This is a genomic window from Caulobacter sp. Root343, from assembly GCF_001425745.1.
In the GTDB taxonomy this organism is placed as follows: domain Bacteria; phylum Pseudomonadota; class Alphaproteobacteria; order Caulobacterales; family Caulobacteraceae; genus Caulobacter.
In genome coordinates this window covers 822,823-845,423 of the sequence record NZ_LMDF01000005.1, presented here as the reverse complement: position 1 = coordinate 845,423, position 22,601 = coordinate 822,823, and the positions used below count along the sequence as shown (strand labels likewise).

Sequence of the window (22,601 nt, the reverse complement as noted above, 5' to 3'; positions counted from 1 at the left end):
CGCCATCGAACAGTTGACGCGCGGCCGCACCACCATCGTCATCGCTCACCGCCTGGCGACCATCCGCGACGTCGATCACATCCACGTCCTCGACCGGGGACGGATCGTGGAGTCCGGCTTCCACCAGGACCTCCTCGACAAGGCCGGGCTCTACGCACAGCTCAGCGGCATGCTCGCGCCCGGAGGCCCTGTCCGGTCCGGGACCCCGCTGATCGCGAATGCGGCGCCCTGATCCAAGGGATCTTCGCGCGGAACCAAGCCTTGATCCGGAGGCGCGCCTGCGGGCGGTCCATGCCTGCTAAGCGTTGAGCCGATCCACGGACAGCGACTTCGCGTAGCGCGCCGGCGCCTCGGGTGATACCGACAGCCCGATGTCGAAGCACGAGGAAGCCCAACGCTGGCTGGACCTGGGCGTCCAGGCCAGCAACGCCGACCAGCAGCCGCAGGCCGAGCAGGCCTTCCTGCGGGCGCTGGCGCTCGATCCGGATCTGGTCGATGCGCGGCTGGGCCTGGGGTTGACCTACATGGCCACGCGCCGCTTCGCGCAAGCCGTCGAACCGTTGCGCCTCGCCGCCTCGTCGCCCGACGCGCCGGGCTTCTGGAGCGCCTGCCTGGCCCAGAGCCTCTATATGAGCGGAGACTTCGCGGGCAGCGCCGAGGCCTTCGAACAAGCCGCGCGTGTCGAACCGCTGGGCGATAACGCCCGGGCGACCTTGATCCAGACCCGTTGCCTGGCCGAGATGATCGGGGGCGGGGTGGAGTCAGCTCTGGAACATTATCAAGCCGCGAGCGGCTGCGACGACGACGGCCTGGCGGTCTTCGCCGAGGAGGCCTCGGCGATCCTGGCCGTCTTTGGCCATGTCGGCGCGGCGGCGCAAGTCGAACGCTGGCGCCAGGTTCGCGCGCCGGAGGACCGGATCACCGCCTACAGGCTGAATGCGCTGGAGGGCGCGGCGGTCGATCGTGCGCCCGCCGACTATGTCGCGGCCCATTTCGACGCCTTCGCCGAACGGTTCGACCACCAGCTCGTCGAGATGCTGGGCTACAGCGGCCCGGCCGACCTGATCGCGCTGCTCCTGCCCCATCGCTCCAGGTTCGACCGGGTGCTGGACCTGGGCTGCGGCACTGGCCTGGCCGTGCCGGTCCTGGCGCCGTTGGGCGGCGCGGTGACGGGCGTGGACCTGTCGAGCGGCATGCTGGCGCGGGCCGCCGCGCGCGGCGGCTATGAGGCGCTGGTCCAGGCCGAGGCGCTGACCTTCCTGGCCGAGCATCCGACGACGTTCGACCTCGTCTTCGCCGCCGACGTGCTGATCTATTTTGGCGACATGACGGCGGTTTTCGCGGCGGCGGCCCGCGCGCTCCGGCCAGGCGGCTACTTCGTCTTCAGCACCGAACGCGGCGAAGCGGACTGGACGCTGCTCAGTTCGGGGCGGTTCGCCCATGGTGACGCCTATATCGACCGTCTAGCCGCCCCGACCTTCGCGCTGAAGGCCCGGGCGTCCACCCGGCTACGCCAGGAGGGGCGAGATCAGGTCGAAGGGACGCTTCACATCCTGTCACGCCTCTGACGACCGTGCGCTCCTGGCCGCCAGGAGGCGCCGCTCGTGAGGTTAGAGGCGCAGGCCGCACAGCCCGGCCGTGATCGTCGCCGACAGCGCCGCCGCGCCCGCTAGACCCGCGGCCAACAGACGGTCGGCGACGGCCTGGCGCATCCCGTGCGCCAGCAGCACCTGGCGCAGGCCGCAGAACAGGTGGGCGACGACGAAGAAGGCGCCCAAGGCATAGTGCGGCGCGAGGCGGATGTTCCAGGCGTCGAGCAGCAATCCTTCGGGTGCGCCCGTCGCCCAGGCCCAATCGGTCTGAATCTTGTGGACCGCCCGCGCCGACACGAACGCCGAATTCATGTGGGTGACGATGAAGGCGGCCAGATAGGCGCCCGACCCCACCTGGATCGTACGCGCCAGGTCCATTGGCCGAGCGCTCCAGCGCCAGGCCATGGCGACGCCGCCGACCACCTGCAACAGCATGAGGATCACGAGCGCGGGTTCGACGAGGCGTGACCGATAGACCTGGCGGCCGACGGCCATCACCCGCGCGTGCGTTTCGGGACCAAGCAGGCCCGTCAGATGGTTGAACAGGTGAAACGTCACGAACAGCAGGATCAGGACGGCGGCGGCGCCATGAGCGATGCGCAGACGGGCCGAGGGCGCCGTCGCGCCTGCGACGGGGCCAGGTTCGCCGAACGCCGACGCTACGCCAAGGCCGATCCATAGGACGGACCAGATCCAGAGATCCTCCACGGGCGAACGCAGTAGGCCTGACAGGACGCCGGTCAGGACGAACAGGGGCGGCGCGGCCAGCCCGGCCAAGGCCAGACGGCGCGCCCGGACGTTGACCGTTCCAAGATCCGTCGATGTCAGCGCCAGGCATGAGAGCGGCAGGGCGAAGGCGACGACGAGCCAGGCGCAGGCAAGCGGCGAAAGGCCGCCGGCGTTGGTCGCCGCGCCATGGAACGCTCTCAGCACCCAAGGATACAACATCGCCGCCGCGACAGGCAGCCAAGGCGCCGCCCGGGCCGCTCGGCTCGTGGTGACCGAATTCGGCCCCGAGCTGGTCGAAACGCTCATCGACACGCCACCTGTCCTCGTCGCTCACCTTGCGGCGACCGTCGGACTAAAGGCGGTCGATGGCCCATTGCACAGGGCCATTTTCGATGAAACTCAGTAGGCCATGAATTTCGCGCCCCGCCTCGATGCGTTCGCCATCGACCGCACCTCAAGACTCCCGCTGCATGATCAGCTTTATGAGCGCATCCATGCCGCGATCCGCGATGGACGGTTGGCGCCGGGCGCGCGGCTGCCCTCGACGCGCAGCCTTTCCATCCAGTTGGGCGTCGCGCGCGGGACCATCGACGGGGTCTATGCGCGCCTGGCCGGCGAGGGCCGCCTGATCGCCCGTCGCCCCGGCGGAACGATCGTCAGCCCGAACTTTCGCTCGCCGCCCGACACGCCCACCGTTCCGACGCCCCAGCCTTCATCCGAACCCTGGCTCCCCCTGCAGCTTGGCCTGCCTGCTCTGGATCTCTTTCCTCGCAAGACCTGGACCCGGATTCTCGCGCGGCAAGCGCGCCAGCTGCCGATCGACGAAATGGTGGCGCCCGATCCGATGGGCCTGTTGGCGCTGCGCGAGGCGATCGCCGCGTACCTGGCCGTATCGCGCGGGATCGCCTGCGGCGCACACCAGATCGTCGTGACCCACGGCTATCAGGACGCCCTCAACCTGACTGTCGACTTGGTGCTGGCCATGGGCGACACGGTCTGGATCGAGGATCCAGGCTACGGCTTTGTCCAACGAACGCTTCGCGCCAGGAGCATGACGATCGCCGCGGCGCCGGTCGACGAGGAAGGCCTGGACGTCGACTGGGCCCGGGCCAAGGCGCCGCAAGCCAAGCTCGCCATCGTCACGCCCGCGCACCAGTTCCCTCTCGGCGTCACGCTATCGCCAGCGCGCCGACGCGCCCTGCTGGCCTGGGCGGCGGCCGACCGTTGGATCCTGGAGGACGACTACGATTGCGAGTTCCACTACAGCGGCCACAAGCCGGCGGCCCTGAAGACGATGGACGTCGACCAGCGGGTCTTCTACGCCGGCAGCTTCAGCAAGTCGCTGCTGCCGTCCCTTCGGCTCGGCTATCTGGTTCTTCCGCCTCACCTCGTGGACGCCGCCAGGACAGCCCAACAGCTGCGGCATCGCGGCGTGGCGATGTTCGAGCAGTCGGCCGTGGCCGAACTGATGCGTCAGGGCCATTTCGCCCGGCACCTGCGTCGCATGGCGGTTGGCTACAAGGCTCGCCGCGACGCCCTGGTCGGCGCGCTGGAGCGGCGGTTCGGCGACCGGATCGTCCTCACCCACCGCGCTGGCGGCCTGCATGTGCTAGGTCGGTTTCCGGGCCTGGGCGACGATTTCGAATTGGCCCGGCGGGCGGCGCGGGTCGGTCTCAAGCCAGCGCCGCTATCGGGTCAATATCTGACGCCGGGCGCGGACCAGGGTCTGCTCTTGAGCTTCACAAACGTCCCCGAGGATCGGGCCGATCAGGTCGTCGCGTCCTTAGCGCGCGCCATCGCCTGAGAGACGCGGACCCTGGCATGTCGCATCGCGAGGACAGGGCCTCAGCCAGGACCAGGCGGCCGCGGTGATCATCCATCTGACCTTTTACGCCGGCTGGCCCAACACCATGTCAGCGCCGCCGATCGCCAAGGACGTCTTCGCCAAGCACGCCGAAGTCGCGGCCAAGGACGGATGAGGTGGACAGGATGGACGGGAGACCATGAAGAGATCGAGGATGATGATCGGCGCGGGGGTCCTGGCGCTCGCCGCCGCGGCCGTGTCGGGCTTCGGCGCCAGGGCTCAGGCCGCGGCCGAGCCGCCGATGGTGCGCATCGCCGAGCTGGAGATCGACCCCGCCCAGCTGGACGCCTACAAGGCCATCCTGGCCGAGGAACAGGAAGCCTCGGTGCGGCTGGAGCCTGGCGTGCTGATGCTGCACTCGGTCGCCATCGCCGACGCGCCGACCCACATCCGGCTGCTGGAGGTGTACGCCAGCCGCGCGGCCTATGAGGCGCACCTGAAGGCGCCGCACTTCATCAAGTACAAGACCTCCACGGAAACCATGGTCAAGTCACTGCGGCTGGTCGAGACCAAGCCGATCCTGCTGTGCGCCAAGTCCAAGGGCCGCGCCGGAGGGGCCGTGACCTGCTTCGCGGGTTGACGCCTAGGACAAGGTCGCGAGCAGCCAGTCGCGGAACGCCGAGGCCGTCGATCCAGCCCCTCTCTCCGGCTCGACCAGCCAGTATTGCTCCGGACCGGACAGGACGAAGGAGTAGGGACTGACCAGGCGGCCGCTGGCGATCTCCGTTGCGAACAGCCTGGGCGAGAGCAGGGCCGCGCCCTTGCCTTCCAGCGCAGCTTGGGCGGCCAGATCCTGCGAGGGAAAGGTCGAGCGGCGCGCGGCGCTCAGGTCCGGTTGGCCAAGGCCCTGCTCGTCGAACCAGCGCGGCCAGTCGCTGTTCGGGATCAGGGGCAGACGCGCGAGATCTGCGGGCTCGGCGAGGCCTTCCGGAAGATCGGCCAGAAGGTCAGGACGGAGCATGGGCGTTCCCTCGACCGGGAACAGCCGCGTCGCGCGCACGCCGGCCCAGTCGCCCAGGCCGCTGCGGATCGCGGTGTCGAAGGCGGCGGGGCGGCGCACGTCCGTCGACACGTCGATGTCGACCTGGATACCGGGGTGCAGCGCTTCGAAATCCGGAATGCGTATGGCCAGCCAGCGCGAGGCGAAGCTGGGCGTCGCCGTCAACCGCAGCGTTCGAGAGCCTCGCAACTCCTCGATCGCCGCGCGGGCGATGGCCATCATCTCGCTGGTCCGGCCAAACAGCGTCTCGCCCTCGGCGCTGAGCGCGACGCGCGGCCCGTTGCGGACGAACAGCGTCCGGCCAAGCTCCAGCTCCAGCCCGCGAACACGCTGACTGACCGCGGCGGGCGTGATGCACAGCTCGGCGGCGGCCCGTGAAAAGTTTCCATGCCGGGCGCAGGCGTCGAAGATGCGGAGCGTTTCCAGCGAGGGCAGGCGGAGGGACATCGCCATATTAAGCCTAGCTTGAAATGACGACGCAATTCCGTTGTTTTGCGACCGCGTCGGCCGGTCCTATCCCATCCCGAGATGAGAGCCCTCCTGCCGATCCTGACGCTAAGCCTGGTCTGCGGCTGCACGGCGCCCCAGCCGTCGGGCCGCGGGGCCGAACGATGGACGCCGGCCACGATCGCGACCAGCGCCTACGAGGCCACGCCGAGCTTCTCGCCGGACGGCCGGGAGATGATCTATCTGGCGGCGGATCGCGGGTTCGAGGCTTGGCGCCTGCTGCGCTCGACGTGCGTCGACGGGGCCTGGTCGCCGCCCGCGCCGCCGCCCTTCGCCGCGACCGTCGGCGTGATCGAGGCCGACCCCGGCTTCACGCCGGACGGTCGAGGGCTGTACTTCGTCTCCGCGCGGCATGACCGGAGCAATGCCGATTTCGACATCTATCACGTCACCCGCGGGGCCGACGGCGCTTGGGGCGAGCCCGAACGACTGCCAAAGCCCGTCAATTCGGCCGAGGCCGAGCTGTTGCCGCGCGCGGATGCCGAGGGGCGGCTCTATTTTGGATCGGCCCGGCCGGGCGGGCTGGGGAAGAGCGACATCTATGTCGCCACACGCGATGCGGCGAACGGATGGTCGGTCGACAATCTCGGCCCGCCGGTGAACTCGTCCGCCAACGAGTACGAGGCGGAAGTCTCGCGCGATGGCCAGAGCCTGATCGTGGTGTCCGATCGCGACGGACGCTCGCACCTCTATCGCTTCCTGCGCATCGGTGGCCTGTGGGTGGAGGCCGGACGCGTTCCAGCCCGCGAGGCGGTCTTCCAGGTTGGCCCCAGCCTCTCGCCGCGCGGGGAAAAGCTGCTGTTCGCGCAGGCGGATGGCCGCCGTTCGGGCGAGATCTTCCTGACGGCGCTCAAGCCGGATAGCGCCGAACCCTGGCCGCCGAAATGCTGACCCGGCGCCTGTTCGCCCTGGGCGGCGCCGGTGTGGCCAGGTCGGCGCACGCGGACGGGACAGGCCGTGGTCGAGCGGTCGAGCCGAGCGGCCTCTCCTATGCCCAAGCGTTTCTCGTCGAAGCGCCCCGGCGCGTGTTGTTCATCAGCGGACAGGTTCCGGTGGCCGGCGACGATGCGCCACCCGAAGGTTTCGAGGCGCAATGCAGGCTCGCATGGGCCAACGTGGCGCGCCGGCTAGCGGCGGCCGACATGACGCTGACGAACCTCGTCAAGGTGGGCATATTCCTGTCGAGCCGTGACGATCGCGCGGTCAACAGCGCGATCCGTCACGAGATCCTGGGCGGCCATTCGCCCGCGATCACGATCGTGATCGTCGAGATCTTCGACGGGGCGTGGCTGTTGGAAATCGACGCGATCGCCTGCGCCTGACGAAAAGGGAGGAGTACGGATGAAAACCTATCATGGAAGCTGCCACTGCGGTCGGGTGGCCTTCGAGGTCGACATGGAGTTCGCGGGCGGCAGCAAGTGCAACTGCCGCTACTGCTGGAAACAGCGGAACTGGAACGTGGCGGGTCTCAAGCCCGATCAGTTCCGTTTGCTCAAAGGTGAGGAGCATCTGGGGGACTACGCACGAAGCGGCGAGGGCTTCGAGACCCACCATCGCTTTTGCCGGGAATGCGGGACAGCCACCCATGGCCACGGCCGGATCGAGGCCATGGGCGGCGCGTTCGTGGGCGTGCGTGTCGCGGCGCTGGACGACCTGCCGCTAACGGAATTGATCTCAGCCCCGGTGACCTATTGCGACGGCCTCAATGACAATTGGTGGAATGCGCCCGAGGAGATCCGGCATCTATAGGCGGAACGGCCGGAGGCGGTGTGGGCGCGGCGGAACTCGATCGAAATGAGCCGGTTCCTGAGCTGGGCCCCATCCTCGGCGGAGTAGCTTTCGGTGAGTATCGCGACGGTGAGCCACAAGCGGCTCAAGCTAGACGGATACGAGGTCTTCTACCGCGAGGCGGGCGAGGTTGATGCGCCGGTGATCCTGTTGCCGCACGGTTATCCCTGCTCGTCCTACGAGTTTCGCGCGCTGATGCCGCCGCTCGCCGACCGCTGGCGCCTGCTGGCGCCGGACTTTCCAGGGTGCGGCTACAGCGACACGCCCGTCGGTTTCACCTATGACTTCGATGGCTACGCGGCGTTCCTGGCGCGCTTCCTCGACCAGCTCGGCGTCGATCGCTTCGCGCTCTATCTGCATGATTTCGGGTCGCAGATCGGTCTTCGGCTGGCGATCGCGCGGCCCGAAGCGGTGACCGCCCTGATCATCCAGAACGGCGACATTTACCAGGACGCGTTCGGGCCGAAGTACGAGGGGCTTTTCGACATTCTCGCCCGCCCCGAAGCCGAGGCCCGGACGGCGCTGGCCGAGGCGGTCACGGAGGCGGAGTTCAAGGCGGAGTTCCTCAACGACGTGCGGCCCGAGCTGGCCGATCGGATCCCGCCCGACCTCTGGACCTTGCACTGGGCCCTGATGACGCCGCGACGGAAAGAGATCACGGTCGGCGTCCTGGCGGGGCTGCGACAGAACCTCGACTGGTTTCCGCGTTATCAGGCCTATCTGCGCGAACACCGGCCGCCGACGCTGATTTTATGGGGGCCGCAGGACGGCTACATGCCTGAGGCGTCGGCCCGGGCCTATCTGCGCGACGTCCCCGACGCCGAGCTCCACCTTCTCGACGGCGGCCACTGGCTGCTTGAAGTCCAGCTCGAGGCGGTGGTCCGCCACATGAGGCCGTTCTTGGAGCGGACGCTCGCCCGCGCTAGCATGAGCGCCTGAACGGCTGCTTTGACACGGGGAGCCGAGATCGTCTCTCCGTTTTCGACTTCGCGGCTGGGATTGCCATTCGTCGGCATGACTGGCGCCTGTCCGGCTACGGGAGGCTGGAGGGGAAGCCATGCACATAACGCTGGGCCAGATCCGCGCCTTCGTGACCGTGGCCTCGACCAGCAGCTTCACGCGCGCGGCCGAAGTGCTGGGCCTGTCGCAGCCGGCCCTGACCAATCGCATCCGGCAGTTCGAGGACTCCCTTGGGCTGCGCCTGTTCGACCGCAGCACGCGGTCGGTCGAGCTGACCCACGTCGGCCGTGAGCTGCTGCCGATCTTCCTGCGCCTAGTGACCGAGTTCGAGGGCGCGGTGGTTAACGCCCGCGACTTCGTCTCGCGCGCCAAGGGCGTGGTGCGGCTGGCCTGCTTGCCGTCGTGCGCGGCGACCCTGCTGCCGGACCTGATCGCGCGCTTTCAGCTCGACCATCCGAACGTCACCTTCGAGGTCGAGGACGCGCTGAACAGCGCGATCGCCACGCTGGTGCGCGAGGATCGGGTCGATTTCGGCATCGGCATGGCCGATGGCGGCGCCGCCGATCTGGAGCAGATCAAGCTGTTCGACGACGCTCTGACCGTCGTCTATCCCGAAGGCCATCCGGTCGCCGACGCCGCCGAGGTCACGGTCGAGACGCTGGCGGCCTATCCGCTGATCCTGATGAACCGGGGCAGCAGCGTGCGCGACCTGGTGGACGCGGCCTTCATCGCGGCCGGCAAGACGGCGACGCCGGCCTGCCAGGTCCGCTACATGACCACGGCCGTGGCCCTGGTTCGAGCGGGGCTCGGCCTGGCCATCCTGCCTTCGACGGCGGTGGAGATCCACACCCAGGCCAGGATCGCCGCCCGCCCGATCACCGCGCCGGCCTTCACCCGGACGATCGTGTTGCTGCGCCGCCGGAACTCGCCCGTCAGGCCGGTCGTCGAAGCCTTCATCGATAGAGTTTGCTCTCAGACACAGGGGTGATGGAGCGGATTTATCGAGTGAGGCTATCAATCCATCAAATCTTCCGTTTTGCGTTGGGCCGCCGGGCGTCGGCATATGACGCTGACAAGCTGAAAACAGCGGCCGGAAGAAACGCTCACCATGCTCGCTCTGATTGGCGCGGCGGCGATCATCGCCTTGACGGCGGCGATCCTGTCGAACCGCGCTTCGCCCGTGGCGGCGCTGATCCTGGTTCCGCTGGCGGCGGCGATCGCGGCCGGGCAGGGCGGCCATGCGCCGGCCCTGATGGTCGAGGGCGTGGCCAAGATCGCGCCGGTCGCGGCGATGTTCGTATTCGCCATCCTGTTCTTCGGCGTGATGACCGACGCCGGCCTATTGGACCCGATCGTCTCGCGCATCCTCAAGGCCGTCGGACGCAAGCCTAGCCGCATCACCGTCGGCACCGCGCTGTTGGCCCTGCTGATCCATCTGGATGGCTCGGGGGCGGTCTGCTTCCTGGTCGCCATCCCGGCCATGCGGCCGGTCTATGACAGCCTGGGCATGGACCGCCGGGTGCTGGCCTGCGTGGCCTCGCTGGCGGCGGGGGTGAACTTCTTGCCGTGGACCGGTCCCACCGTCCGCGCGGCCTCGGCGCTGCACGTGCCGGTGCTGGACATCTTCCGCCCGATGATCGGCGTCCAGATCGTCGGTCTCGCCTTCGTCTTCGCCGTCAGCTGGTGGCTCGGAAAGCGCGAGGAGCGTCGCCTGGCGTTGCTGGGCGCCGACGAAGGCGCGACGGCGGCCGAACCCGTGGCCGAGGCGCTGACCAGGACGGACCTGGCGCGGCCCCGGCTGTTCTGGCTGAACCTGCTGCTGACCCTGTGCGCCATGGGCGCGCTGGTCGCGGGGCTGGCGCCGCCGGCCGTGGTGTTCATGATCGCCTTCGCCGTGGCGCTGCTGGTCAACTATCCCAAGGTCGCCGACCAGCGCGCGCGCATCGACGCCCACGCGCGCTCGGCGCTGCTGATGGCCTCGGTGCTGATCGCGGCGGGCGCGTTCACCGGGATCATGGGCGGCGGCGGCTTCCTGAAGGCCATGGCCGACGCGGTCGTCCAGCACGTCCACCCCGAAGGCGGCCGGCACATCCCGTTCGTGCTGTCCCTGGTCGCCATGCCGCTGAGCATGGTCTTCGATCCGGACTCCTTCTATTTCGGCGTCCTGCCGGTGATCGCCGAGACCCACGCGCGCCTGGGCGGCGAGCCGATCCAGGTGGCCCAGGCCGCCCTGGTCGGCCAGATGACCGCCGGTTTCCCCGTCAGTCCGCTGACCCCCGCCACCTTCCTGGTGGCCGGCCTGGCGGGCGTCGAGCTGTCGGCGCACCAGAAGTTCGCGTTCCCATTCCTGTACGGCGCATCGCTGGTCATGGCGCTGGCTTGCCTTCTGCTGGGGCTGTTTCCGCTTTGACCTCTTCTCCTTCTTCCCGCGTGGTGCGCATCGGCGCCGGGGCCGGCTTCGCGGGCGACCGCATCGAACCGGCCGTCGAACTGGTCCGCGAGGGACGGCTCGACTACCTGGTGTTCGAGTGCCTGGCCGAGCGCACCATCGCCCTGGCCCAGCGCACCCGCCTGGGCGACCCCAGCGCCGGCTACGATCCGCTGCTGGAAGCGCGGATGCGCGCCGTCCTGCCGCTGTGCGTCGAGAAGAATGTTCGCGTCATCTCCAACATGGGCGCGGCCAATCCCGCGGCGGCGGCGCGCCGGATCGCCGAGCTGGCTGACGAGATGGGGCTGTCGGGCCTGAAGGTCGCGGCCGTGGTCGGCGACGACGTGCTGGACGTCATGGCCGGCTCGTCCCGCCCCCTGCTCGAGATTGGCGGCGACGTGGCGAGTCTGGGCGACGCCCTGATCTCGGCTAACGCCTATCTAGGCTGCGAGGCGATCGTCGAGGCCCTGGCCCACGGCGCCCAGGTCATCGTCACCGGGCGTGTCGCCGATCCCTCGCTGTTCCTGGCGCCGCTGGTCCACGAATTCGGCTGGTCGCTGGACGACTGGGAGCGGCTGGGGCGCGGCACTGTCGTCGGCCATCTGCTGGAATGCGCCGGCCAGGTGACCGGCGGCTATTTCGCCGATCCCGACGTCAAGATGGTGCCGGACCTGGCGCGCCTGGGCTTTCCGTTGGCCGAGGTTGTCGCCGACGGCTCGGCGGTGATCACCAAGGTCGAGGGCTCCGGCGGCCGCGTCGACGTGGCCACCTGCACCGAGCAACTGCTCTATGAACTGCACGATCCGGCCCGCTACCTGACCCCCGATGTCACCGCCGACTTCTCGACCGTGGCGTTCGAGAAGGTCGGTCCCGACCGGGTGGCGGTGCGTGGCGGCGGGGGCGGGCCACGTCCCGCGCAGCTGAAGGTCTCGCTGGGCCGCAAGGAAGGCTTCATCGGCGAGGGCGCCATCTCCTATGCCGGCTCCAGCGCCGTGGCGCGCGGCCGTCTGGCCCTGGACATCGTCGCCGAGCGTTTCCGCCTGATCGGCCTGTCGCCGCTGGAGACGCGGTTCGAACTGATCGGCGTCGACGCCGTCGCGCCCGAGCACCTGGCCTCGGCCTTCGCGCCGATGGAGGTGCGCGCCCGTGTCGTGGCCCGCACCCTCACCCGCGAGGAGGCCGAGCGCGTCGGTCGCGAGGTCGAGGCCCTCTACACCAATGGCCCGGCCGGCGGCGGCGGGGCCACGCGCCTGGTGACCCCGGTCGTCGGCGTGGTCTCGACCCTGATCGAGCGCGACCTGGTCCGGCCGGCCGTGATCTACGAGGCGACGCAATGAGGCTCCGCGAACTGGCCCACGCCCGCAGCGGCGACAAGGGCGACGTCTCGAACATCTCGGTCATCGCCTACGACACGGCGGGCTATGAGCGGGTGCGGGCGGTCCTGACGCCCGAGCGCGTCAAGCGCCACCTGGGCGGCATCGTGCGCGGCGAGGTCCGCCGCTACGAGCTGCCCGGCCTGCTGGCCTTGAACTTCGTTCTGAACGGCGCCCTGGGCGGCGGGGTCACCCGGTCGCTGGCGCTGGACGCCCACGGAAAGTGCCTGAGCGGCCTGCTGCTGGAACTGGACCTCACGCCGGAGGAACCCTCGCGATGATCGGTCGTCGCGGCCTGCGCGCCGCCGTGCTCGGGGGCGTCGCCGTCACGAGCCTGCTGGCTGTCCCAGTCCGCGCGGTGGACGGGCCCCGGGAGGTCACCGTCCTGCGCCACTTGACCTTCGACGGCGTCACCGACGACCTGGTCGGCCTGGCCGCAAAGCCGGCGCCCTATGCCGACCCGCTACATCCGACCGCCGCCGAGCTGCGGCGCGCGACCCTGGCCGGCCGGATGGACGCGGGGGCGGGCTGGGGTCGGCTGTTCGGGCCGCCGGTCGACGCGGCCGCCGGCCAGCCCTATCCGGACGGCGGTCGCGTGGCCGGCGAGGAGTACCTAGCCTATGCCCGCGCCCCCGACGGCGGCAAGAGCGCCGTCCTGCTGCAGATCCCCGCCAAGCTGTCGCGCGAGCGCCGCTGCATCCTGGCGGTGCCCCAGGCGGGCTCGTTCGGGATCTATCACGATATTGGAACGACGGGCTTCTGGGGCCTGCAACACGGCTGCGCGGTGGTCTATACCGACAAGGGCCACGGCACGGGCGCCCACGACCTGGAGAGCGACACCGTCACCCTGATCGACGGGACGACGGCCAAGGCCGGGGCGGCGGGCGCGCTGTCGCATTTCACCGCGCCGCTGTCGGCCAAGACCAAGGCCGCCTTTCTGGCCCGCTGGCCGCATCGGATCGCCTTCAAGGCCGCGCACGCGCGCCACAATCCCGAAAGCGAATGGGGAAACGACGTCCTGCGCGCGATCCGCTACGCCCTCTGGCAGCTGAACGCCCGCGACGGCGGCGGCTGGACGGCGGGGAACACCGTGGTGATCGTCTCCGGCAATTCCAACGGCGGCGGCGCGACGCTGTACGCCGGCGAGAAGGACGCCGAGGGCCTGATCGACGGCCTGGTGGCCGGCGAACCCCAGGTCCAGGTGCGGCCCGATCCCGCGCTGCGGGTCATGCGAGGCAGCACGATCCGGTCCGGCGGCGGACGCACGCTGCTGGACTATTTCACCTTCGCCAACCTCTACGAACCGTGCGCGGCCCTGGCCATGCCCGACGCCCCGCTGGTCGACAAGCTCGTCCACGCCAAGGACCGCTGCGCCTCGCTGACCCAGGCCGGACTGCTGACCGCCGGTACGCTGGAGACCCAGGCTCGCGAGGCCCAGGACAGGCTGCTGGCCTATGGCTTCGATCCCGAGACGGAAGTGCTGAACGCCGCCGGCTACCTGATCGGCCCGGACGCCACGGCCGCCAAATACGCCAGCGACCACGGCCGGTTCGGCGTCGAGGATCGGATCTGCGGCTACAGCTACGCCTCGGTTGACGGCGAGGGAAAGCCCCGGGCGGTTCCGCCGGCCGAGATGGCCGAGATCTTCGCCAAGGCGGCCGGCGGCGCGCCGACCGGCAGCATCGACCTGGTCAACGACAACGACCCGCGCGGGCCGCGCCGCAACGACCTGTCCATCTCGCCCAGCACGGGCCGGGCCGACTACAATCTGGACGGCGCGCGCTGCCTGCGCGAGCTGGCGGTCGGGCGTTCGGCCAAGGCGCGCCGCGTCCAGGCCGGGGTCGCCGAATTCCTCGCCAGCGGCGACCTGCGCGGCAAGCCGGCGATCATCGTCCATGGCCGGGCCGACAATCGCGTACCGCCGGCCTTCAGCTCGCGGCCCTACCTGGCCGCCAACAGCCTGCGGGAAGGCGGCAAGAGCCAGCTGCGCTACATCGAGGTGGAGAACGCCGAGCACTTCGGCTTTTCCGGGCCCGGGTTCGACACGCGGTTCGTCCCGCTAGCCTACTACACTCTGCGGGCGCTGGACCTGATGTGGAGCCATTTGACGACGGGTCAGGCCCTGCCGCGCAGCCAGATCGTGCGGACCCGGCCCAGGGGCGGCGCGCCCGGCGCCGCCCCGCCGGTGACCCTGGACAACCTCCCGCCGATCGCGCTGGAAGCCGCATTCCGCGACCGGATCACGGTCCAGACCGGCGTGGTCTGGCTGCCGGATTGAGCGCGGGATTATTCATAACGACGACTGATCAATCGATCAGGAAATGCCATTTCCCTAGGGTTCGGCTTATCGCGTAACAACGATTTCACACGCTGGCGAAAGTGAACCGGCGACAGGAGGAAACATCAGAGTGGATCACATTCTGACTTAGCGGCCGCTCGCCCGCCTGACGGCCAGGCCGCCGCCCAAGCTCGCACAACGTCTCTGCATCACCGGTCGCGAGGGCTCGCGACCGTACGGCGTCCTGCGCCGAAATAAGAACAAGGGGAGGATCCATCATGCACAATTCCAACCAGCGCCGTTGGCTGCTGGCCAGCCTGGGCGGCGTTTCGGCCGCGGCCTTGCTGGCGGGCGGCGCCTGCGCCCAACAGGCCTCGGAAGCTACCCAGGTCGACGCGGTGATCGTCACCGGCAGCTTCCTGCGCAACGTCAAACAGGAAGACATGGCCTCGCCGATCGTCTCGGTCGACCAGAAGGCCCTGACCAAGACCGGCGTCGTCTCGATCGGCGACCTGCTGCGCTACGTGCCGCAGAACATCGGCAGCATGGGCGGCGTCCAGGACCTGGCCAAAGGCGGCCAGGACAGCAAGGACACCCGCTCGGCCAACCTGCGCGGCCTGGGTTCCGGCGCCACCCTGGTGCTGATGAACGGCCGCCGGGTCGTGAAGTCCGACGGCTATGTCAATCTCAACAGCCTGACGCCGCCGATCGCCGTCGCCCGGGTCGAGACGGTGCTGGACGGCGCCTCGGCCACCTATGGCGCGGACGCCGTGGCCGGCGTCTTCAACATCATCACCGACGGCCGCTTCGAAGGCTTCAAGACCAGCGCCCAGTATACGCACATCGCCGACTCTCCGGCCTGGCAGGTCCAGGCGATGTGGGGCGCGAAGGGTGAGCGTTCGCGCCTGGTGGCCTCGGCCTCGTACACCGACATCGAGCGGCTGCAGAACGCCGACCGGGCGGTGACCAACATCTTCAACGCCTCGTCCGGCGCCGGCGCCAACCCGGGGTCCTTCACCCTGACCGCGCGGCCGCGCACCGCCTCGGGCGGCGACGTGGTGATCGGCGCGGTCAACTATTCGACCCTCTACGACACCTACAAGAACGGCGCCGGCTCGCTCGCCGTGGTCGATCCCAACTGCGGTTCCGCGGTGACCAAGAGCGTCTTCACCCCGTCCGCCGCCGGCCCCGGCTATGCGATCGGCTCGTGCGCGTTCAGCTTCCAGGCCCAGAACCCGATCCGCGGCGCCAGCCAGAGCGGCCTGATCCACGTCGAGGGACAGTATGACCTGACCGACGAGCATACGCTGTTCCTGGAGTCGGCGATCTACCACCAGGACTCGCAGCGCTACGGCGTGCCGTCCTACGCCCAGAACCACAACGGCGCGACGCCGCCGGTCGTGCCCGCCTCGAACCCGGGCAATCCGTTCGGCGTGCCCGTCTACTACGTCGGCCGGCCGATCGGCTCTCAAGGCCTGGCGGGGCTGAACTACAACGTCCAACGCAACGAGGCGAACCAGTTCCACAATGTGCTGGGCGCCAAGGGTCCGCTGCTGGGCGGCTGGAACTACGCCGCGACCCTGACCTCGTCGTGGTCGAGCAATGTGTTCCGCGACCACGACACCGACATGAACCTGTTCCAGGCCGCCCTGAACGGCTACGGCGGCCAGAACTGCAACTACCGCTGGAACGGCCCTGGTGTCGGGGCGGTCGCCGGCCAGGGGAACTGCTACTATCTGAGCCCCTTCGCCAAGGACAACCAGACCAACAACCCGGCCGTCCTGTTCAACATCCAGTCCGAGGTGTTCACCCGGACGGTGCGCGACATGGAAATCGCCGACCTGGTGCTGGACGGGACGCTGGGCAAGCTGCGCCTGCCGGGCGGCGACATCTCCGGCGCCGTCGGCCTGCAGTGGCGGCGAGAAGGAGAGTCGATCCACTATTCGGACCTGCTGCGCAGCGGCTACGCCGCGTTCGGCGGGCCCTCGGTGGACCGCGACGCCGACCGCACGATCAAGAGCGTGTTCACCGAGTGGAACCTGCCGATCGTCGAGGGGCTGAACCTGGACCTGGCCGTGCGCCACGAGGACTACGGGGGCTTCAAGACCACCAACCCCAAGGCCTCGCTGATCTGGCGGCCCGTCGAGAGCCTGTCCCTGCGGGCCTCGGCTAGCACGGCCTTCCAGGCGCCCGGCCTCGAGAACGCCACCAGCGGCCCGATCAGCAACAACGTCGTCAACATCACCGACCCGGTGCTGGTCACCACCAACTTCCGTACGGTGACGACGATCGGCAACGCCGACCTCAAGCCGCAGACCTCGAAGGTCCGCAACCTCGGAGTCACCTGGCTGCCGGTCCGCCGCGCTTCGCTGTCGCTGGACTGGTGGTCCTTCAAGTACGACAACCAGATCGCCGTACAGAACGGCCAGGCGGTGATCAACGCCGCGCCCAATGGTCCGCAGGTGGTTCGCGACCAAAGCGGCGTCGCCCAGACCGTCTATGTCACCAGCTACAACGCCAAGAGCGGCACCCAGACCTCGGGTCTCGACATCGCGGGCAGCTGGTCGTTCGACTGGGGCGACAGCATCTTCACCCTGCGCGACAACCTCAGCTACTTGCTGAAGTACGACATCGACACCGGGTCGCTGGTCTATGACGGGGTGGGCCGGCGCAACAACACCACCACCTCGCCGTCCACGGCGGCGGCGGCGCCCAAGTATCGCAACCTGTCCTCGATCGACTGGTCGATGGGCCCCCACTTCGCCAGCGCCACCGTCCGCTACGTCTCAGGCGTGGTCGACGACTACGCGATCTCGGTGACCGCGACGACGGCGGCGCGGGTGAAGTCCTGGACGGTGCTGGACCTGCAGTACGCCTACGCGTTCGGCGAGGACGAGCGCTATCGGGTGACCCTGGGCGCGATCAACGTCTTCGACCGCGCCGCGCCCAGCGCCAAGTACACGGGCTATCTCAGCTCGGTGGCCGACCCGTTCGGACGGCAATCCTACGTGCGGCTCGACGCGCGCTTTTAGCCACAACGGCGCCCCGGTCTCCTAAAGGTCGGGGCGCCCTCACACGAAAACCGGGGAACAGTCATCGCCCGCCGGCGACCGCGGGGCCCTGGCCGCCAAACCGCTGGCCGCGCGCGGCGGTCGAGCGAAGGTCCGAAAAACTCCGCGCCACCAGCGGATAGTTGTCCGGCAGTCCCCATTTGGCGCGGTACTGCTCGTCGGTCAGGCCCAGCTGCTTCAGATGCCGGCGCAGCGAGCGATAGCGCCGACCATTCTCGAAGCTGACGATGGCGTCGTGGCTGACGCTGGCGGCGATCTCTTCGGCGGTGAGGGCTCTGACAGGCGCTCCGCCCGCACCGGACGCGAGCGCGGCCTCGAGCGCGGCGTAGGTGCGGGCGGAAAGGCCCGGCAGATCGTCCGCCGAGACGGTGTTGCGGCTGAGATAGGCGCAAAGAACCTGGGCGGCGATCTCGGCGGCGCGCTCCTGGGCCTTGGTCATCAGGGAGACTCTTGAAGGGAAAGGGCCCGGGAACCGAAACGCCCCCGGGCCGTGGTGGGACTAGTGCGCGACGGCGGCGCGGAGGCGGTCGCCGAACGCGCAGGAACTGGGCAGCTCGACTTTCACCCCGGCCCTGGCCTTGGACTTCAGCCAGTCGCCGAGCGCTTCGGCGACGGTGTGGTCCAGGCTGGTGAGACCGCGGGTGTCCAGCTTCACCAGGCCGCCGTTCGGCGCGGTGTCGAGCACCTTGGCGATCTTCGGCAGCTGGATGAAGGTCGCCGCGCCTTCGAGACGGATCTCGCTCTGGTCGGGACCGACGTCGTGCCGCCAGACGCGCAGGCGCATCCTCTTCAGGTTCGGGATCAGTTCCAGCAGGGTCAGGCCCATGCCGACCAGCACGCCGGTCAGCAGGTCGGTGGCCACCACCATCACGAAGGTGGCGCCCCAGATCAGCGCCGGCAGCAGGCCGTAGCGGGCGAACAGGTGGCGGACGTGATCCAGGCTGACCAGCTTCCACCCCGTGACGACCAGCACCCCGGCCAGGGCGGCGCTCGGCACTTGGCGCAGCAGCCAGGGCAGCAGGGCCACGAAGGCCAGGATCCAGGTTCCATGCAGGATGGTCGACAGGCGCGAGACGGCGCCGGCCTGGACGTTGGCCGAGCTGCGCACGATCACGCCGGTCATCGGCAAGGCCCCGACCGCGCCGCACAGCATGTTGCCGACGCCCTGAGCGAACAGCTCCTTGTCGTACTTGGTGCGCGGACCGTCGTGCATGCGGTCGACGGCGGCCGCCGACAGCAGGGTCTCGGCCGAGGCGATGAAGGCGACGGCCAGGGCGGTCACCAGCAGCATCGGATCGGCCAGCTTGGCGAAGTCGCCCACGCCCGGGATGGCGATGGCGGCGGCGATCGACTCGGGCACGGCGATCTTCTGGACGTCCAGGCCGAAACCCGCGGCGACCAGGGCGCCGGCCAATACGCCCAGAAGGGCGCCGGGGACCAGCTTCAGCTTGGCGGGGCGGAACTTCTCCCAGGCGACGATCGAGCCGATGGTGACGAGGCCGACCGTCAGGGCCGCCTCGACCGCGCCGAGGCTGGAGAAGGAGACGCCGCCCAGGGCGGCCGGGATGGCGGCCAGGTTTTCCAGGCCATGGGCCTTGGGCTTGTCGGCGAACAGGACGTGGAACTGGCCCGCGACGATCAGCACGCCGATGCCGGCCAACATGCCGTGCACGACGGCCGGCGAGATGGCCCGGAACCACTGGCCCAGGCGGGCCGCGCCGGCCAGAAGCTGGATCAGCCCGGCGAGCAGCAGGATCGGTCCCAGCATCGAGAGCCCGTGCTTGGAGACGATCTCGAAGACGATGACGGCCAGGCCGGCGGCGGGGCCGCTGACCTGCAACGGCGATCCGGCCAGGGCGCCGACGATGATCCCGCCGATGACGCCGGTGACCAGGCCGCGCTCCGCCGGGACGCCCGAGGCGACGGCGATGCCCATGCACAGCGGCATGGCCACCAGGAAGACGACGATCGAGGCGGTGAGGTCCCGCGACAGGATCGTCTGGAGCCCGAGCTTGGCGCCCGGGGATTCCTTGGGGGAGGACGTGGCGAGCTGGGTCATTCGGCGGCGATGCCCAGATGGTCGGCCGCGACCATGCGGCGGGACGGGCGCTGGGCGACGGGAAGCGGCGCCCCCTCGTAGACCTGCTCGAACTGGCCGGTGTCGCCGTTATAGGCCTGGATCTGGCCGGTCTCGATCTCGAAGAACCAGCCGTGCAGGGTCAGCTCACCCTTGGCGATGGCCGACGCCACCGAGGGGTGGGTGCGCAGGTGGTTGATCTGCACGACCACGTTCTCCAGCGACAGGGCCCGGGTGCGGCCGTGGTCGTCGAGGTGTCCGTAGCAGGAGCAGACCACGCTGTGGGCGGCGTGGGCGTGTCGCAGCCACGCGGCGACATTGGGCATCTTCTCCAGCGCCTCGGGATGCGAGAAGGCCTTCATCGCCCCGCAGTCGGAATGGCCGCAGACGACGATGTCGCGCACGCCCAGGGCGATCACGGCGTATTCCACCGCCGACGAGACGCCGCCGTTGGCCTGCGAGAAGGGCGGCACGATGTTGCCGGCGTTGCGGCAGACGAACAGGTCGCCGGGGGCGGCCTGGGTGATCAGCTCGGGCACGACCCGGGAGTCGGCGCACGAGATCATCAGGGCCTTGGGGCTCTGGCCGTGGCTGGCCAGGCGTTCGTAGAGAGCGCTCTGCGCGGGAAAGACCTGGCCGCGAAACAGGGCGGCGCGTTCGAGAAACTGTTCCAAGGGACCTCCGTCGATTGGCCGCCGCGACGCGAGGAAAAGGGGATGCAAGCGCCGCGGCGGGCGTCCACGGCGAGAACCGCCTGACGCGAGGACAAGGTCGTTTCGTGGTTTTGCTGCGGTGCAGCGGCTTTGTGACAAAGGATGTCTTGGTGAGAAGCTTGGGCGCGCTACAGCGCGGGCAGGCGCAGTTCGACGCGTAGCCCGCCTTCGGGGCGGTTCTTCAGCACCAGGACGCCGCCTTCGCGTCGCAGGATCTGCTGGACGATGGTCAGGCCTAGGCCCAGCCCGGCCGTGTTGCGGGCGCGAGCGCTGTCCAGGCGATGGAAGGGCAGCAGCACCTCGGCCAGGTCCGCCTCCGGTATGCCCGGCCCATTGTCCTCGACCGCCACCACGGCGGTGTCGCCCTCGCGGGTCAGGCTGAGGGCGGCCGCGCCGCCATAGTGGAGCGCGTTCTCGACGACATTGCTGATCGCCCGCTTCAGCGAGACGGGTCGCGCCTGGACGGGCAGATGGTCGAGGCCCGCATAGGTCGCCGAGCGCTCGGCGTCGGCGGCGTCGTCGACCACGGTCATGGCGATGGCCGCCAGGTCCGTGCGCCGCCGAGGTTCGGGATCCTCCTGGCCGCCCAGATAGGCCAGCAGCGAGTCCAGCATCGCGGTCATCTCGTCGACGTCGGCCTCCAGCGCTTCGCGGGCGTCGGTGTCCTTCACGAAGCCGGCCCGCAGGCGCAGGCGCGCCAGGGGCGTTCGCAGGTCATGACCCACGGCCGCCAGGGCCTCGGTGCGGGCCCGCAGCAGGCTGGCGATGCGGTCCTGCATGGCGTTGAAGGCCTCAGCCAGCAGCTTCAGGTCGCGGGCGCCGCTCTCGGCGATACGGACGTGGGCGCCCTTGCCGACCTTGTCGGCGGCCTCGGCAAGGGCCCGCAAGGGACGGCTGAGGTTGCGCAACACCAGGGCGGCGGCGGCGATGACGCCCAGGCCCAGGATGAAGGCCGAGCCGACGCTGCTCAGCAGCACGGCCCACGGCGCGGCGCGGATCTTGGTCTTCAAGGTCAGCCATGAACCGTCGCGGAGCCGCAGCGCCGCCTTCAGATGGGTGTCGCGCGGCAGGGCGCGGTCGGTCTCGGCCTGGAGCCGCAGGTCGCGGCCGCGCAGGCTAGGCTCGGCGTCGCGGAAGCGGGTCTTCAGGTCGCGTTCGGCCAAACGCTCGGGATCGACCAGGCTGGGCAGGGCCGACCACGAAAGTTCGGTGGCCCGGTTCGAGATCACCGCCGCCTGGGCGGCGCGCTCGTGCGCCGGCGCGGCCTCCAAGATCATCTCGGCGGTGACCAGCTGCTCGGCGGCGCGCCGGACCTGGTTGTCGCGATTGGGATAGAGGCGGCTGTTCTCGAACAGGATCGAGCTGCCGATGAACTCCAGGGCCACGGCCAGCATCAGGACCAGAGTGACCTGGCTGACCAGCCGCTGCGGCCAGAGCCGCCAGGGCTTCATCGCCGCTCCACGGCGGCCGTGAAGATGTAGCCGACGCCGCGCACGGTGCGCAGCAGCGCCTCCGCCTGACCGCTGACGGCCAGCTTGCGGCGCAGGCGGCTGACCAGCACGTCGATGCTGCGGTCCGAGGCGTCGGAGAAGCGCGCGCGCGACATCTCCAGCAGGCGCTCGCGGCCGATCACCCGCTGGGGGGCGCTGACGAAGGCCAGCAGCAGGTCGAACTCGGCGCCCGACAGCTCGACGAAGGCGCCGTCGGGGGACAGCAGCTCGCGCCGGCCCGGATCCAGGCTCCAGCCGGCGAAGGTCATCTGCTGGTGGCCGCGCGGCTGGTTGGACTGCGAACCGTTCTGGGTGCGGCGCAGGATGGCGCGGATGCGGGCGATCAGCTCCTTCTTGCTGAAGGGCTTGCCGATATAGTCGTCGGCGCCGAGCTCCAGCCCGATCAGGCGGTCGGTCTCGTCGTCGCGAGCGCTGAGCATGACGATCGGCACGTCGCTGTCGCGGCGGATGGCGCGGCACAGGTCGAAGCCGTTGCTGCCGGGCAGCATGAGGTCCAGCAGGATCAGGTCGACCGTGTTGGTCTCGAGCACCCGGGCCATCTCGGCCCCGTGTCTGGCGCTGAGCGGCTGGAAGCCTTCTTCGCGCAGCAGCCGTATCAGCAAGGTGCGCAGCGCCGGATCGTCCTCGACGACGAGGACGGTGGGGGCGAGCGGCGCCGTCGCCAACTCACGCGGCGGGGCGATCAGTCCGTGACCTGAATAATCCATATG

At 69.4% G+C, this 22,601-nt stretch carries 20 protein-coding genes and 1 pseudogene; 14 read left to right on the top strand and 7 right to left on the bottom strand.

Going from position 1 to position 22,601, the window contains the following annotated elements; all coding sequences use genetic code 11:
• Positions 1 to 232, top strand: a pseudogene (locus ASC70_RS25165) (hypothetical protein); the annotation flags it as partial.
• A gap of 139 nt (positions 233 to 371) precedes the next feature.
• Positions 372 to 1,568, top strand: coding sequence for a methyltransferase domain-containing protein (locus ASC70_RS25550; RefSeq protein ID WP_056048377.1), 1,197 nt, complete (start codon positions 372 to 374; stop codon positions 1,566 to 1,568).
• 42 nt (positions 1,569 to 1,610) lie between these two features.
• Here the strand turns inward: ASC70_RS25550 and ASC70_RS07805 are convergent, their stop codons facing one another.
• Positions 1,611 to 2,627, bottom strand: coding sequence for a hypothetical protein (locus tag ASC70_RS07805; RefSeq protein WP_056048375.1), 1,017 nt, complete (start codon positions 2,625 to 2,627; stop codon positions 1,611 to 1,613).
• Positions 2,628 to 2,730: 103 nt separating this feature from the next.
• Here ASC70_RS07805 and ASC70_RS07800 point away from each other — a divergent pair, with 103 nt between their 5' ends.
• Together ASC70_RS07800 and ASC70_RS07795 are read left to right on the top strand one after the other, a co-directional pair.
• Positions 2,731 to 4,125, top strand: coding sequence for a PLP-dependent aminotransferase family protein (locus ASC70_RS07800; protein WP_056048372.1), 1,395 nt, complete (start codon positions 2,731 to 2,733; stop codon positions 4,123 to 4,125).
• A gap of 199 nt (positions 4,126 to 4,324) precedes the next feature.
• Complete coding sequence (locus tag ASC70_RS07795; protein ID WP_082539817.1) at positions 4,325 to 4,765, top strand: putative quinol monooxygenase; 441 nt, start codon at positions 4,325 to 4,327, stop codon at positions 4,763 to 4,765.
• A 3-nt stretch (positions 4,766 to 4,768) separates the two neighbouring features.
• On the opposite strand, the gene ASC70_RS07790 is transcribed toward ASC70_RS07795, so the two are convergent.
• A complete protein-coding gene (locus ASC70_RS07790) occupies positions 4,769 to 5,638 on the bottom strand; it encodes a LysR substrate-binding domain-containing protein (protein WP_082539818.1) in 870 nt (289 codons plus the stop codon).
• 75 nt (positions 5,639 to 5,713) lie between these two features.
• On the opposite strand from ASC70_RS07790, the gene ASC70_RS07785 reads away from it, so the two are divergent.
• The 10 genes from ASC70_RS07785 (at position 5,714) to ASC70_RS07740 (ending at position 17,551) form a co-directional block, all read left to right on the top strand.
• Complete coding sequence (locus ASC70_RS07785) at positions 5,714 to 6,583, top strand: PD40 domain-containing protein (RefSeq protein WP_056048369.1); 870 nt, start codon at positions 5,714 to 5,716, stop codon at positions 6,581 to 6,583.
• The gene (locus tag ASC70_RS07780; protein ID WP_082539819.1) at positions 6,577 to 7,014 is read left to right on the top strand and encodes a RidA family protein; all 438 of its coding nucleotides are present in this window, start codon (positions 6,577 to 6,579) and stop codon (positions 7,012 to 7,014) included. The genes ASC70_RS07785 and ASC70_RS07780 overlap by 7 nt, the downstream gene beginning before the upstream one ends.
• Positions 7,015 to 7,033: 19 nt before the next feature.
• Positions 7,034 to 7,441 (top strand): GFA family protein, encoded by a 408-nt coding sequence (locus ASC70_RS07775; protein WP_056048367.1) that lies wholly within the window; start codon positions 7,034 to 7,036, stop codon positions 7,439 to 7,441.
• Positions 7,442 to 7,534: 93 nt separating this feature from the next.
• A complete protein-coding gene (locus ASC70_RS07770; protein ID WP_056048363.1) occupies positions 7,535 to 8,419 on the top strand; it encodes an alpha/beta fold hydrolase in 885 nt (294 codons plus the stop codon).
• Between the two features lie 118 nt (positions 8,420 to 8,537).
• Entirely contained in the window at positions 8,538 to 9,428 is an 891-nt protein-coding gene (locus ASC70_RS07765) for a LysR family transcriptional regulator (protein ID WP_056048360.1), read from the top strand.
• A gap of 120 nt (positions 9,429 to 9,548) precedes the next feature.
• Entirely contained in the window at positions 9,549 to 10,850 is a 1,302-nt protein-coding gene (locus ASC70_RS07760; protein ID WP_056048357.1) for a CitMHS family transporter, read from the top strand.
• On the top strand, positions 10,847 to 12,205 hold the full coding sequence (locus tag ASC70_RS07755; protein ID WP_056048355.1) for an acyclic terpene utilization AtuA family protein: 1,359 nt from the start codon (positions 10,847 to 10,849) through the stop codon (positions 12,203 to 12,205). The genes ASC70_RS07760 and ASC70_RS07755 overlap by 4 nt, the downstream gene beginning before the upstream one ends.
• The gene (locus ASC70_RS07750) at positions 12,202 to 12,522 is read left to right on the top strand and encodes a hypothetical protein (RefSeq protein ID WP_056048351.1); all 321 of its coding nucleotides are present in this window, start codon (positions 12,202 to 12,204) and stop codon (positions 12,520 to 12,522) included. The genes ASC70_RS07755 and ASC70_RS07750 overlap by 4 nt, the downstream gene beginning before the upstream one ends.
• The gene (locus tag ASC70_RS07745) at positions 12,519 to 14,519 is read left to right on the top strand and encodes a 3-hydroxybutyrate oligomer hydrolase family protein (RefSeq protein ID WP_082539820.1); all 2,001 of its coding nucleotides are present in this window, start codon (positions 12,519 to 12,521) and stop codon (positions 14,517 to 14,519) included. The genes ASC70_RS07750 and ASC70_RS07745 overlap by 4 nt, the downstream gene beginning before the upstream one ends.
• Before the next feature lie 278 nt (positions 14,520 to 14,797).
• A complete protein-coding gene (locus tag ASC70_RS07740) occupies positions 14,798 to 17,551 on the top strand; it encodes a TonB-dependent receptor domain-containing protein (RefSeq protein WP_056048349.1) in 2,754 nt (917 codons plus the stop codon).
• 61 nt (positions 17,552 to 17,612) lie between these two features.
• Here ASC70_RS07740 and ASC70_RS07735 read toward each other — a convergent pair whose 3' ends face one another.
• From ASC70_RS07735 to ASC70_RS07715, 5 genes are all read right to left on the bottom strand, one after another.
• Positions 17,613 to 18,029, bottom strand: a complete 417-nt coding sequence (locus ASC70_RS07735; protein ID WP_056048347.1) for a MucR family transcriptional regulator — start codon at positions 18,027 to 18,029, stop codon at positions 17,613 to 17,615.
• A 60-nt stretch (positions 18,030 to 18,089) separates the two neighbouring features.
• Entirely contained in the window at positions 18,090 to 19,649 is a 1,560-nt protein-coding gene (locus tag ASC70_RS07730; protein WP_082539821.1) for a SulP family inorganic anion transporter, read from the bottom strand.
• On the bottom strand, positions 19,646 to 20,341 hold the full coding sequence (locus tag ASC70_RS07725; RefSeq protein ID WP_056048344.1) for a carbonic anhydrase: 696 nt from the start codon (positions 20,339 to 20,341) through the stop codon (positions 19,646 to 19,648). Before ASC70_RS07725 ends, ASC70_RS07730 begins: the two co-directional genes overlap by 4 nt.
• A gap of 167 nt (positions 20,342 to 20,508) precedes the next feature.
• Positions 20,509 to 21,831, bottom strand: coding sequence for an ATP-binding protein (locus ASC70_RS07720; RefSeq protein WP_056048341.1), 1,323 nt, complete (start codon positions 21,829 to 21,831; stop codon positions 20,509 to 20,511).
• Positions 21,828 to 22,598 (bottom strand): response regulator, encoded by a 771-nt coding sequence (locus ASC70_RS07715; RefSeq protein ID WP_056048338.1) that lies wholly within the window; start codon positions 22,596 to 22,598, stop codon positions 21,828 to 21,830. The genes ASC70_RS07720 and ASC70_RS07715 overlap by 4 nt, the downstream gene beginning before the upstream one ends.
• Between the last annotated feature and the right edge of the window lie 3 nt (positions 22,599 to 22,601).